Source organism: Streptomyces sp. RKAG293 (assembly GCF_023701745.1).
Classification (GTDB): Bacteria; Actinomycetota; Actinomycetes; order Streptomycetales; family Streptomycetaceae; genus Actinacidiphila.
In genome coordinates this window covers 4810061-4822277 of sequence record NZ_JAJOZB010000001.1, presented here as the reverse complement: position 1 = coordinate 4822277, position 12217 = coordinate 4810061, and the positions used below count along the sequence as shown (strand labels likewise).

At 71.7% G+C, this 12217-nt stretch carries 15 protein-coding genes; 3 read left to right on the top strand and 12 right to left on the bottom strand.

Annotated elements, in window-relative coordinates; all coding sequences use genetic code 11:
- Nucleotides 1-176: 176 nt before the first annotated feature.
- Entirely contained in the window at nucleotides 177-428 is a 252-nt protein-coding gene (locus LNW72_RS21425) for a chaplin (RefSeq protein WP_250976884.1), read from the bottom strand.
- A 378-nt stretch (nucleotides 429-806) separates the two neighbouring features.
- Here LNW72_RS21425 and LNW72_RS21420 point away from each other — a divergent pair, with 378 nt between their 5' ends.
- Nucleotides 807-1310 carry a DUF5949 family protein gene (locus LNW72_RS21420; RefSeq protein WP_250976883.1) on the top strand — a complete coding sequence of 168 codons (504 nt, stop codon included), beginning with the start codon at nucleotides 807-809 and terminating at the stop codon, nucleotides 1308-1310.
- A gap of 98 nt (nucleotides 1311-1408) precedes the next feature.
- Here the strand turns inward: LNW72_RS21420 and LNW72_RS21415 are convergent, their stop codons facing one another.
- Nucleotides 1409-2302, bottom strand: a complete 894-nt coding sequence (locus tag LNW72_RS21415) for a SigB/SigF/SigG family RNA polymerase sigma factor (RefSeq protein WP_374117302.1) — start codon at nucleotides 2300-2302, stop codon at nucleotides 1409-1411.
- Between the two features lie 162 nt (nucleotides 2303-2464).
- Here LNW72_RS21415 and LNW72_RS21410 point away from each other — a divergent pair, with 162 nt between their 5' ends.
- The gene (locus tag LNW72_RS21410) at nucleotides 2465-3574 is read left to right on the top strand and encodes a hypothetical protein (protein ID WP_250976882.1); all 1110 of its coding nucleotides are present in this window, start codon (nucleotides 2465-2467) and stop codon (nucleotides 3572-3574) included.
- Here the strand turns inward: LNW72_RS21410 and LNW72_RS21405 are convergent.
- Together LNW72_RS21405 and LNW72_RS21400 are read right to left on the bottom strand one after the other, a co-directional pair.
- On the bottom strand, nucleotides 3562-4173 hold the full coding sequence (locus LNW72_RS21405; protein WP_250976881.1) for a hypothetical protein: 612 nt from the start codon (nucleotides 4171-4173) through the stop codon (nucleotides 3562-3564). The genes LNW72_RS21410 and LNW72_RS21405 overlap by 13 nt on opposite strands.
- Nucleotides 4174-4394: 221 nt before the next feature.
- Entirely contained in the window at nucleotides 4395-4802 is a 408-nt protein-coding gene (locus tag LNW72_RS21400; RefSeq protein ID WP_250976880.1) for a DUF6344 domain-containing protein, read from the bottom strand.
- Between the two features lie 218 nt (nucleotides 4803-5020).
- On the opposite strand from LNW72_RS21400, the gene LNW72_RS21395 reads away from it, so the two are divergent.
- Nucleotides 5021-6175 (top strand): magnesium and cobalt transport protein CorA, encoded by a 1155-nt coding sequence (locus LNW72_RS21395; protein WP_250976879.1) that lies wholly within the window; start codon nucleotides 5021-5023, stop codon nucleotides 6173-6175.
- Between the two features lie 25 nt (nucleotides 6176-6200).
- Here LNW72_RS21395 and crcB (LNW72_RS21390) read toward each other — a convergent pair whose 3' ends face one another.
- The 8 genes from crcB (LNW72_RS21390) to LNW72_RS21355 form a co-directional block, all read right to left on the bottom strand.
- A complete protein-coding gene (gene crcB, locus LNW72_RS21390) occupies nucleotides 6201-6575 on the bottom strand; it encodes a fluoride efflux transporter CrcB (protein WP_250976878.1) in 375 nt (124 codons plus the stop codon).
- A complete protein-coding gene (gene crcB / locus LNW72_RS21385) occupies nucleotides 6572-7054 on the bottom strand; it encodes a fluoride efflux transporter CrcB (protein WP_250976877.1) in 483 nt (160 codons plus the stop codon). The genes crcB (LNW72_RS21390) and crcB (LNW72_RS21385) overlap by 4 nt, the downstream gene beginning before the upstream one ends.
- Nucleotides 7055-7136: 82 nt before the next feature.
- Nucleotides 7137-7856 (bottom strand): hypothetical protein, encoded by a 720-nt coding sequence (locus tag LNW72_RS21380; protein ID WP_250976876.1) that lies wholly within the window; start codon nucleotides 7854-7856, stop codon nucleotides 7137-7139.
- A 23-nt stretch (nucleotides 7857-7879) separates the two neighbouring features.
- Complete coding sequence (locus tag LNW72_RS21375) at nucleotides 7880-8401, bottom strand: nuclear transport factor 2 family protein (protein WP_250980249.1); 522 nt, start codon at nucleotides 8399-8401, stop codon at nucleotides 7880-7882.
- Nucleotides 8402-8442: 41 nt separating this feature from the next.
- Complete coding sequence (locus LNW72_RS21370) at nucleotides 8443-9057, bottom strand: hypothetical protein (RefSeq protein ID WP_250976875.1); 615 nt, start codon at nucleotides 9055-9057, stop codon at nucleotides 8443-8445.
- A gap of 21 nt (nucleotides 9058-9078) precedes the next feature.
- Nucleotides 9079-9621: a hypothetical protein gene (locus LNW72_RS21365; protein WP_374117418.1), complete on the bottom strand. Its 543-nt coding sequence runs from the start codon at nucleotides 9619-9621 to the stop codon at nucleotides 9079-9081.
- Nucleotides 9622-9632: 11 nt separating this feature from the next.
- Nucleotides 9633-10886, bottom strand: coding sequence for an MlaD family protein (locus LNW72_RS21360; RefSeq protein WP_250976873.1), 1254 nt, complete (start codon nucleotides 10884-10886; stop codon nucleotides 9633-9635).
- Nucleotides 10883-12199 carry an MCE family protein gene (locus LNW72_RS21355; RefSeq protein ID WP_250980248.1) on the bottom strand — a complete coding sequence of 439 codons (1317 nt, stop codon included), beginning with the start codon at nucleotides 12197-12199 and terminating at the stop codon, nucleotides 10883-10885. Before LNW72_RS21355 ends, LNW72_RS21360 begins: the two co-directional genes overlap by 4 nt.
- Nucleotides 12200-12217 lie beyond the last annotated feature (18 nt).

Genomic DNA, 12217 nt, shown 5'->3' with positions numbered 1-12217 from the left:
CACGAGTGCGGCCTCCCGCGAAGGCATCGCGGGAGGCCGCACCAGTTGGATGGGGGTGTTCACCCCGGGCCGCCGGACGGACAGGTGACGGGACGGTCAGACTGCGTCCCGCCGGCCCGCTGTGCCGGGCCGGTCGTCGTCCGGTCCAACGGCCTTACAGCTGTTGAGAACCGGGACTACCAGCCGCCCGAGACGTTCTCGCAGTGGTTGCCGAACGCCGGGTTCAGGAGACCGATCACGTTGACGGAGTTACCGCAGACGTTGACGGGCACGTGAACGGGGACCTGGGCCTGGTTGCCGGACAGAACGCCGGGCGAACCGACCGCAGCACCCTGGGCACCGGCGTCGGCGGCAGCCATGCCGGCGCCCGCGGCCAGAACGGCACCGGCCGCGGCGGTGATGGCGGCTGCCTTGGCGATACGCGACATCGAAATCTCCTTGATGGTGAAACCCAACCGCAGGACCTGCGGCATTGACGCCCTGCGCAACGCGTATGTATGCCGCATAGTCACGCAGGTTGAGCTGAACTGGTGAACGTCACCGCCGGTGAGGGCGGCCCCGACACCAAAGGCTCCGAAGCTTGGACGCTCCGGAGCCTTCGCGCGGGGGTGATGCGCCCTGTCCAACGACCACGGGCCCCACCGGTCACGGGCGGGGGTGGTGCATCACGCCTCTTCCACGGACATACCGTCGTATCGCATGTGCGATCGACAAGACCTCGTTCGGTGGGTTTAGCGGTCAGGACTCGCTCTCTCAGGTGACACGCGGGCCCGGTCGGGCCCGGCCCGCCGTTACAGTCCGTTGCCATGAGTCAGACCAGCACCGCTCCGGACATCACCCGGCAGAGCCAGATGGGCACCCTCGCGGTGATCCCCTGGGCCGGCGAGCACATCGAGGACCAACGGGACATCGCGTTCCTCCTGGCCTACTCCCTCGGCGATGTCGAGGGCGGCCACGAGGTCGCGGAGGCGGCCATCACCGCGGCGATCGAGGAGGTCGGCCTGCCGCTCGGCGGGACCATCCTGGACATCGCCCAGGTGCCCAAGGCCCCCGTGAAGCTCCTCGTCGAGGGCGGCCAGGCCGTCCTGACCATGCCGTACCTGCACGCGGCCTGCCCCGTGCCCGAGCAGTGGGTGGACGCGGCCCGCGAGCGCGGCATGGTGTATTTCATGTTCGCCACCCGGCCGTGGCCGGAGGCGGCACCGGGGAAGCCGGTCAGCGAAGAGGTGCTCAAGTCCTTCGTGGGCGACGAGACGATGCTGGCCGGTTCCGCGCACTGCTTCGTCCCGGTCGGCTCCCTCCAGGGCTGACCGCCCGGCTGTCAGAACACGAAGGTCCCCCGCCGGAGAGTGCCCGGCGGGGGACCTTCGCGCTGAAGTGCTGAAGCGCTGACGTTCTGACGTGCGTGTTACGCCTGGGTGAGCAGCCCGGTGCGCAGCCGGGTGAGCGTCCGGGTCAGCAGCCGGGAGACATGCATCTGGGAGACGCCGAGCTCGGCACCGATCTCGGACTGCGTCATCTCCTGGCCGAAGCGCATCCGCAGGATCGCGCGGTCCCGCTCGCCGAGTTCGGCCATCAGCGGCTTGAGCGCCTGGAGGTTCTCCACCGCCTCCATGCCCGGGTCGTCCTCGCCGAGCCGGTCGACGAACGAACTGCCCGCGGCCTCCTCGGTGTTCTCCCCCGCGGGGAGGTCCAGGGAGCCGGCGGTGTAGCCGTTGCTGGCCACCAGCCCCTCGTTCACCTCGGCCGGGGTCAGGTCCAGGTATTCGGCCAGCTCCGCGGTGGTCGGGGAGCGGTCCATCCGCTGGGAGAGCGCGTCCTTGGCCTGGGCCAGCGCGATCCGGCGCTCCTGGAGGCTGCGCGGTACGTGGACGGCCCAGCTGGTGTCACGGAAGAAGCGCTTGATCTCGCCGGAGATGTACGGAATGGCGAAGGTGGTGAACTCGACCTCGCGCGACAGGTCGAACCGGTCGATCGCCTTGATCAGGCCGATCGTCCCGACCTGGACGATGTCCTCCATGTCCTCCGACCGGTTGCGGAACCGGCCGGCGGCGAACCGGACCAGGGACAGGTTCAGCTCGATCAGGGTGTTCCGCGCGTACTGGTAGTCGCGCGTCCCCTCCTCCAGGCTCTGCAGGCGGTCGAAGAACAGCTTGGACAGGGCCCGCGCATCCTTCGGCGCGACCTTGCCCGCCTCCTCGATCCACGGCAGCTCCGTCATCGACGAGGCACAGCCGCCCGTGGTCGGGACATCAACCACAGCTGTGTCGTCCGAGTTCACTAGCGCTGTCATGTTCCTCATCCTCCCAGGAGCAACCGGCAATGGCACCCGCCTACCCGGGTCCATCGGTCCCACACCCATGAATCCCGAAATCGCTGTTGCACGTCCGTGACAGCGGTCACACACGCCACGGACGTTGAATCGTCACCCTTCTCCTATCAACGTCCTTGGGGGGAACCGCTCATGTCCGCTCGTACCCGTGGCAGCACCGCCGTCGCCGTCGCTCTCACCGCCACCCTCACCGCCGCCACCGCGGCACTGCTCACCGGCTGCGGCCCGACGTCGGGCGCGCGGGCGGTCAGCACTCCGCCGGCCGCCACCGGCGCCCCGGGCGGCGGCGGTTCCACCGCTCCGGCCGGCGGTGCGGCCCCGTCGGCCACCACCGCTCCGAGCACGAGCGCCGCCACGACACCGGCCGGCGGCTCCACCCCCGCGGGCACGGCCACCACGGCGGGCAGCACCCGCGCGCCGGTCCTGAACGGCACGGCGCACAGCGGACTGACCATCAGCGACGGCACCCGGTACGTGGTGATGAACGGCACCAGGGTGGACTTCGGCACCGCCGTCAGGGATCTGGCCTGGTCACCGGACGGCCGCAAGGCGGCGTTCATCGACGGCGCGGGCAACCTCGCCGTCGCCGACCCGAACGGCACCGGCCGCGTCACCGTCGCCAGGAACCCGGGCGGGCAGAACTGGTCGCACCCGACGTGGCAGGTGACGGGGTACGACACGATTCCGGAGCTGTCCCGGCGCAACAACATCTTCTTCGCGGTCCGCAGGAACGGCGTCTCCGAGCTGGACAGCGTGCCCGCGAACGCCGTCAGCGGAACCCCGAAGAAGCTCGGCCTGGGCGGGGAGCCCGGGGACGGTGCGCAGCGGATCCCGCAGACCGGCAACTCCTGGCCGAGTGCGGGCGGCACCCACGGCAGCGCCGTGTACGCGAACTCCGGCGGCGAGGTCTTCATCCGTGACGACTACGTCCGTCAGCAGGGTTCCGTGCTCACCCACGGCTCGCAGCCGGCGATGTCGCACACCGACGGCGAGGAGATCGTCTTCGTCCGCTCGGCCGGCGGCCACGACCACCTGTTCCTGGAGACCCCGACGGACGCCGGCCCCGTCTTCCGGGACCTGACGCCGCACGCCACCACGGACTACACGGAGCCCGCCTGGTCCCCGGACGGCAGCACCATCGCCGCCAGGACGCCGGCCGGCATCGTCACGCTCTCCACGAAGAGCTCCGCCACGCCGGAACTGGTCTCCACCTACACCGGACTGCCGTCCTACCGCGGCTGATCCCCGGGTTCTCCCGGCCGGTCCCGGGCGGCGAGTTCGGCGCGCAGCTCCTCGAGGTGCGCGTCGGACGTGTCGTGCGGCAGGAACTCGACGATGTCGAGGAACCGGAACAGCACCTGGGTGCCGGTGACGGCGAACTCGTAGTCGCCGAAGCCCACCACCGCGCCCGTCGCGCCCCGCACCGCGCCCCGGACGACATGCCCGGTCAGCTCGTCCGGCTGCTGCGCGGACAGCCCGCGGCGCGCGTTCGGGCGGGCCAGGTAGGGGCAGACCATCGAGGCGTAGAGCATGCAGGCGCGGTGCCCCGGGCCCTCCAGGGTGGGGGCGAGATTGCGGTACGGCCGCCCGGCGGCCAGCGCGTCGGCGATGGCGGCGCTCTCCGAGGCGCCCACCACACGCCACACCGGTCCTGGCCGCATGAGCGTGTCGCAGACCGAACACCGCCGCATACGGGCGCAGTCGGCACTGCGGTCGTAGTCCGTCAGCGCGAACTGCGGCGCGTCCCCGTCCCACGGGGTGATGGCCGGTACGGGATAGCCGCGGAGGTCACGCGGCCTGGCCCGGACGGTCGACGGCATCGGCACTGTCTCGAATCGCACGGGCCATGCCTACCAGGCACGTGCCCTCGCCGGCAGGCCGGGTGGGGGATGGGTTCCGAACATCGAGGTCTTGGGTTCTGTGGGTCGTGGAGATTCCCGCGCTCCGGGGAGGCGGTCTCGACACGACATGTGGTGCTGTGGATCAGGGGTGTCGGTTCAGACGTACTGGTCGAGATGGTCGCAACGGTCGCGACGGTCGAACGAGGGTGGTCCTGACCGGGTCAGGCCGCGCAGGGGAGGCGGTCGAAGCGGTCGTCGTCCGCCGGGACCAGGGTGTCGGCGGGGGCGTCGGCGGCGGGGGTGAGGTGCGTGTCGCCGAGGCCCGCGGTGCGCTGCCGGGAGACGGGTGAGGCGCCGTGGGCCTCGGCACGGATGCGCTGCTTGATGGTGGGCGGCAGGGACCGTTCGCCGCGGGGCGCGCTCCCGGCGAAGGCCGCGAGGGGCGACAGCGGGGCGGCCGGCGCGATCCGCTCGGCCGCCGCGACCTCGCGACGGGCGGCACGGGCCGGGGCGGTGAGCCGCAGCGCGGTGAGGATCCCGGCGAGAACGCCGAGGAAGACGGTCCAGAACTGCGCGACCCTGGTGGTTGCGGCAGTTGCGGCGGTTGCGGTGCTCGCTGTGGTGGCCACGGCCCCTCGCTTTCGATCGGTTGGTCTGCGTATGTCCCTCATCATGTGGACGGGGCACGGCGATCTCGGGATCCGCGCCGCTTTTCGTATGAACACCACTCGGACGGGCCAACGACCCCGATCCGGGGCCCGTACCCCGGGCTACCGTGTATCCGCGACGGACCGCCGTAGCGTGCTGCCCGTCCGAACAGATCCGCTCCGCCAGGAAAGAGCCCGCCATGTCGGACCGGCGTCCCCGGGCACTGCGCCCGCACAAGCGAGACCAGCGCGACCAGGCCGCGGACGCGGCCCCCGAGCGCTCGATGGAGCCCCGGCACCCGGCGGAGGAGACGACGGAGTCGGGTCCCGTGGAGAACAGCGTGATCGACGCGGCGCTCTACCGCGACGGCCGCCGGATCGACACCCCGGCCACCCTCACCGAGGCCTACCGGAAGCTGCCCGACACACCGGACGCCATGGCCTGGATCGGCCTCTACCGGCCGGCGGAGGACCAGCTGCTGGCCGCGGCGGCCGCGTTCGGGCTGCACGAGCTGGCCGTCGAGGACGCCGTCGTCGCCCATCAGCGGCCGAAGCTGGAGCGCTACGGCGACACCCTCTTCGTCGTGCTGCGCGCCGCCCGCTACCTCGACGACGCCGAGGAGGTCGACTTCGGCGAGCTGCACCTCTTCGTCGGCCCGGACTTCGTCCTCACCGTCCGGCACAGCCAGTCGCCCGACCTGTCGACCGTGCGCGCCCGGCTGGAGGCCGACCCCGAGCTGCTGCGGCTGGGGCCGGAGGCGGTGCTCTACGCGGTGCTCGACTCCGTCGTCGACGGGTACGCGCCGGTCATCGCGGGGCTGCAGAACGACATCGACGAGATCGAGACCGAGGTCTTCGGCGGCGACCCCAAGGTCTCGCGCCGCATCTACGAGCTGTCCCGCGAGGTCGTCGAGTTCCAGCGCGCCACCCGCCCGCTGCTGAACATCCTCTCCGCGCTGACCGCCGGATTCGAGAAGTACGGCACCGACGAGGAGCTGCGGCGCTATCTGCGGGACGTCGACGACCACGCCACCACCGTCGTCGAGCGGGTGGACGGCTTCCGGCAGATGATCGCGGACATCCTCGCCGTCAACGCCACCCTGGTCACCCAGGCGCAGAACGAGGAGATGAAGCAGCTCGCCGAGGCCAGCAACGCCCAGAACGACGAGATCAAGAAGATCTCGTCCTGGGCGGCCATCCTCTTCGCCCCGACCCTGATCGGCACCGTGTACGGCATGAACTTCGAGTCCATGCCCGAGCTGAAGTGGGCCTTCGGCTACCCGTTCGCCATCGGGCTGATGGGCGTGGTCTGTGTCGGGCTCTACATGGTCTTCAAGCGGCGCAACTGGCTGTGAGGGGCGGGGCCCGGACCGCCCGGGATCAGGTCCAGAGCGTCTGGGCGAGGGCCACACCGGTGTAGACGGCGCCCAGTCCGGCGGTGATGCTCACCACCACGTTCGCGGCGGCGAAGAACCGGGCCCCGCTCTCGGCCAGCCGCAGCGTCTCGAAGGAGAACGTCGAGTACGTCGTCAGCGCCCCGCACAGGCCGGTGCCCAGCAGCAGCCGCACGGCGGACGAGGCGGCCCCGGCGGTCACCGCGCCGGTGACGATGCCGAGCACCAGGCAGCCGGCCACGTTGACGGTGAACGTTCCCCAGGGGAAGGCCGTCTCGTGCCGGGTCTGGACGAAACGGTCGGTCAGATAGCGCAGCGGGGCGCCGACGGCGGCGCCGGCGATGACGAGCAGCCAGTTCACCGCGCCTCACCCCTGACCGCCAGGCGGCGGGTCAGCACCGCGGCGGTCCACACGGCCGTCAGGGCGGCGAGCGCCGTCCCCGCCAGATAGGCCAGACCGGTCCTGGCCTCGCCCCGCTCCAGCAGGTCGCGGATGTCCACGGCGTAGGTGGAGAACGTGGTGAAGCCGCCCAGCACCCCGGTCCCGAAGAACGGCCGCACCAGCCGGTGCACGGTCCACACCTCGCTGATCAGCACCATGAACACCCCGATCACGGCGCAGCCGACGGTGTTGACCAGCAGCGTCGTCCACGGGAAACCGCCGGCGGGCGTGGGCCAGAGCAGCGCGGCGCCGTACCGGGCGCAGGCGCCGGCCGCACCGCCCAGCGAGATCACGGCGAGTACCGGCACCTGGCGGCGCAGCAGCTCGTCGCGCTGCGCCGGCACGCGCAGGTCGGCATCGGGGTCGATGGGCTCGTTCACCACCTCGCGACGGGACATCGCACGTCACGATAGCGGCCGGGGCCCCTTCAGCCCCGTGGGTCGGCGCGTCAGCGGGTCAGCGGGTCAGCGGGTCAGCGGGTCAGCGGTTGAAGGTGTCGATGTTGCCGATCTTCCAGACACCGTCCTGGTGGACGGCGTCCACGGCGAACATGGCCGCCGCGTAGGTCGTCTCCTCCTTCGGCGCGGTACGGGTGTTCCGCTGGTCCGCGAAGATCAGCACCCGGGCCCGGTCGCCGTCGATCAGCTCCACACCGCTGTCGGTGACCGTCGTCGTGAGGACGAGCTTCTGCACCGGCGCCTGCTTGCGCACCTGGGCGAGCATGTCCGCATACTGCTGCACCGCCTTGCCGGTCAGCAGCTTCTTCGCCGCCTGGTCCGTCCGTGCGGGGTCCGCGTAGTTGTAGGAGAAGACCGAGTTCACCGCCTGCGTCACCATGCCCTTGACCTCGCTGGTACGGGCGGTGTCGGTGAGGGCGGTGTTACGGGTCGCCGCGGTGTCGTGGAGCGTGGCCGCCTCCATGGCGGCCCAGCCGGCGAAGCCGCCGAGCAGCACCGTCAGCACGGCCAGGGCCACCACGACCCGGTACCGCACGCTGCCGACGCCACCCCGGTCGGGCTCCTTGGCCGACGGCTTCGGCGCGGGCTTCGGCGCGGGCTTCGGTTCCGGCTTCGCCCGGGGTTTCCGATCCTGCTGGTCCGGCTCCTCGGGCGCGGGCGGCGGTCCCGGGCGCGTCCGGTTCGCGGGCGGTGCGGCGGCCAGGCGGCGCTGCCGGTTGATGAGGTGGCGGGTCGTCGACATGTACGCGGGTCCTCTCGGGTCCTCTAACCGGCGGCGGACGGCTGCGGAGTGGGGGCGGTCTCGCCGACCGGCGCCTGGCCGAGGGCGCTGAGCTTCCAGCCGTCGGGCGTACGGGTCAGCTCGCCGAGCAGCCGGCTCTCCTTCGCCGAGGGCTGGCTCTTGGGCGCGGTGACCGTGATGCGCAGCGCCACCATCACGCTCGCCTTTCCGGTCCGGACGTCCAGCTCGGTCACCGAGCCGGACAGCACCTTCGCCGTGGTCACCGTCTGCGCCTGCTGCACCTGCTTCTCGAACGCCGCCCTGCCCTGCACCAGTTGGGTGCGCAGGTCTCCGGTGGTGGAGTTCTGCCAGGTGTCGAGCCCCTGGGTCAGGTTCCTGTGGTCGAGGGTGTTCATGTTCTGCACGCCCTGTTCCCCGGCGGCCAGCACCTGGTCACGGGTCTGCGCGTACGCGGCGGAGTCGTCGTGCGCCGCCCCGTACCAGGACCGGCCGCCCCAGCCCGCGGCGGCGACCGCGAGGACGGCCAGCGCGACGGCTGCCACCAGCAGCGGGTTCCACGTCTTCGTACCTGCCATCTGCCTCTCCCCTACCGGGACGTGATGTCGGTGATCTGCCAGTGACCGTCGTGGAACCGGGCGGTCACCGACAGCTGGGCCGCCGCGGTGGTGGCCTTCTTTCCCTTGCGCTCCGCCGTCTGGTCCAGGAAGACGAGGAGCTGTGCGCGGTCGCCGTCGAGCCGGCTGACCCCGGCCCGCACCACATGGGTGGTGAGCGTCAGCTTCTGAGCGGCCACCTGCTGCTTGACCTGCCCGAACAGCGCCTCGTACTGTCCGGCCGCCGTTCCGGCGAGCAGTTCCCTCGCCGCCAGCTCGGTGGCCTGGGTGTCCTCGGGCGTGTAGGAGAAGACCTTGCCGAGGGTGTTGCTGACATCGCCGATGACCCGGCTGGTGGCTCCGGTGTCGGTGAGCGCCGTGTTGGACGTGGCTCCCGGGTCCGTCAGCCGGGAGGTGCGGATCAGCAGTCCGACGCCCGTCAGCAGCAGTACGGCGAGCAGGCCGGCGACGATCGCGGCCGCCCTGGTGACGCGCCGCCGCCGGCCCGGTGCGGGCGCGTCCCCGGTCTCCTCGGCCGCGTCCACCGTCCCGACCGTCTCCGCCGCCTCGTCGGCGGGCTCGGTCCTGGTGTCTTCCGTGGTGCTCACGTTCGCCGCCCTCTCTCCGGATCAGCCCGCGCCGACGGGTACCGCGTTGATCGCCGTGAGCCGCCAGCCCCCGGAGGTCCGGGCGAGCCCGGCCTCGAAGCGCTTGCGGTCGGTGGTGGGCGCGCCATCGCGCGGGACCACCGCCACCTGCACCGTCGCGATGAGCCTGGCCGTGCCCGAGCGGGTGTCGAGTTCGGTGACGGCGGCGTCGGTGACGGTGCAGCGGGCGCTGGTGCCGGCCTGTTGCAGCGCGCTGCCGCTCTTGGCGTTGGTGCGGGCCATCTCGTCGTGCAGGGGTCCGGTGGTGGCGTCGAGCCATTGCCGCAGACCGGCCTGGACGTGCTGGGCATCGGTGCCGTCGATGCTGTTGAGGCGGACGATGTTCTGCCGCCCGTCGGCGAGAACGGCGTCGCGGGCCTTGGCGTAGGCGAGCGACTCGTCCGTCCGCGCCTGCCGGTACGACCAGCCCGCGAAGGCGCAGAACACCACGATCGCCGCCGCCACCGCCCAGGCGACGGCTCCTCTGACCGCCGCCGGAACGGTCGGCGGAGTGGGAAGGGAGATCCGCCGGCCGGTCACGGGCGCGGCTCCAGTCCGAGCAGTCCGCTCATGCCGGAGGGGCCGGCGGCCGGCAGCGACGGCAGGCCGAGGGCCGCGGGAAGGGTGCCGCCCGCGTCGGTGCCGAGCAGCAGCGCACCGGGCCGGGTCGCGGCCGGTACGCCGCCCTTCGGGGCGTTGGCGGACCCGCGGACGTTGGTGCCGCTGCCCGGCGAAGCGGTGCAGCGCGCCCCGGTGTTGAGGGCCGGCGCGGCACTGAGGTCGAGCCCGTTGCGGTACGGGGTTCCCCCGTATCCGGCGGTGCAGGGCAGCGGCGAGAAGAACGTCACCGACATCCCGAGGTTGGCGCCCTTGCCGTTGATGGCCGTGGCACCGGCCGCGGCGACCGCCGGGAGCCGGACCAGGAGCTCCTCGATGCCGTGCTGGCGGGTGACGGCCACGTCCGACGTGGTCAGCAGGTTCGCGAGCACCACGCTGAGACTGGGGTTGAGGTCCCGCAGCAGCGCGCTGATCTGGGTCGCGGCCTGCGGCGCGGCCGTGATCAGCCGCCGCAGATCGGCGTCGGAGCCGCTCAGCTGGGCGGCGAGGTCCTTGGCGCTGGTGGCGAACGACCGGATCGCGTCGCCCTCCTGCGCCTGGGTGCCCAGCACGGTCGCCCCGTCGATCAGGAGTCTGGTGGTGGTGGGCTCGGCCCGGTTCGCCGCCTGGATGAAGTCGGTGCTGTTGTCGACGAGGGACTGCAGGTTGTCCCCCTGGCCCTGGAACGCCTTGCCGAACTCGTCGACCACGGTCTTCAGCGACGCCAGCGGCACGGAGGAGGCCAGGGTGTCGACGCTGGTGAGCAGGTTCGTCACCGGGGCGGGCGTACGGGTGTCGGAGACCGGGACGCGCGAGCCGTCCGCCAGGTACGGCCCGCCGTCCGCCGTCGGGCGGAGGTCGATGTACTGCTCGCCGACCGCGGACAGATTGGCGACCACGGCCTGCAGCCGGGAGGGGATGGGCGGCGCCGAGTCGTTGATCCGCAGCTCGGCCTCCACGCCGTCGTCGGTGAGCGTGATCGGTCCGACCCGGCCGACGGAGACTCCGCGGTAGGTGACGTTGGAGTGGGTGAACAGGCCGCCGGTCTCCGGGAGTCGGACCTTGACCACGTAGTAGCCGCGCATGCCGAAGTAGTGGCCGAGGTCGGCGTACCGGGCGCCGATGAAGCCGAGGACGAGGACGGCGATCACGAGGAAGGCGACGTTCTTCAGCCGGGTGCCGAGGGTGATCATGAGTGGCCCCCCGCCGAGGGGGACGGCACGGTCCTGACGGGGCCGACGGACGGCAGCGGGAAGAGCGACGACCTGACGCCCTCCGTCCCGCCGACGTCGGCACCGCCGGTATCGGTACCCGCATCCGTACCGCCGGTATCGGTACCGGCATCCGTACCGCCGGTATCGGTACCGGCGTCGGTGCCCGCATCCGTACCGGCATCCGTACCTGCGTCGGTGCCCGCGTCCGTTCCCGCGTCCGTCCCGGCATCGGTCCCCGCGTCCGTGCCTCCCACGTCCTCGCCCGGGTCGCTGGTCGGCGGCGGGTAGACGTTGTCGGCGAAGTCGAGCTCGGGGACGATCCGCGTGCCCGGCGCGGCCGTCATGTCCAGGTAGACGTTGAGGTAGTCGCCCTTGACGCCGCTGAGCACCTCGTCCGTGAACGGGTACGTCAGCAGCACCTGGAGCGAGTCCGGCAGCGCCTTCCCCGAGTCGGCGAGCCGCTGCAGGGTGGGCGCGAGCGCCTTGAGATCGGCGACCATGTCGTCCTTGCTCCTGTTCACGGTGGTGACCGCGACATCGGACAGGGTGTCCAGCGAGCGGAGCATCGTCACGAGCGAACCGCGCTGCTCCTCCAGCACCTTCAGGCCGGGGCTGAGACCGGTGAGCACCGTGCCGATCTGCCGGTCGCGGGTGGCGAGGGTCGCGGAGAGGTGGTTGACGCCGTCGAGCGCCGCGGTGATGTCCTGCTTGTGGCCGTCCAGGTCGGTGACGAGGGCGTTGACGCGGGTCAGCATGGAGCGCACCTGCGGTTCGTTGCCCTGCAGGGCCTTGTTGAGCTCCACGGTGATCGTCTTCAGCTGGTTGACGCCGCCGCCGTTCAGCAGCATCGACAGCGCGCCGAACACCTCCTCGACCTCCGGGTTGCGGTTGGTGCGGTCGAGCGGGATGCGGGCGCCGTCGCCGAGCCGGCCGGTGCCGGTCTCCCCGCTGGCCGCCCGGTCCGGGGCGGCGAGCTGGATGAACTTCTCGCCGAGCAGGCTGGACTGTTCGAGTTGGGCGTACGCGTTGGCCGGCAGCACGACCTTGCCGTTGACGCGCATCGTGACCTTCGCCGTCCAGCCGTTCGGCGCGAGGTCGATGGCGGTGACCCGGCCGACGGCCACGTCGTTGACCTTGACCGCCGACTGCGGGACGAGGCTCAGGACGTCGGCGAACTCGGCGGTGACGGTGTACGGATGGCTGCCCAGGTCGGCGCCGCCCGGCAGCGGCAGGCTGTCGATCCCGCCGAGCCCCGGCGCCGAGCAGCCGGCCAGCACGAGCGTGAGGGCCAGCGCGGCGGCGGCCCGGTT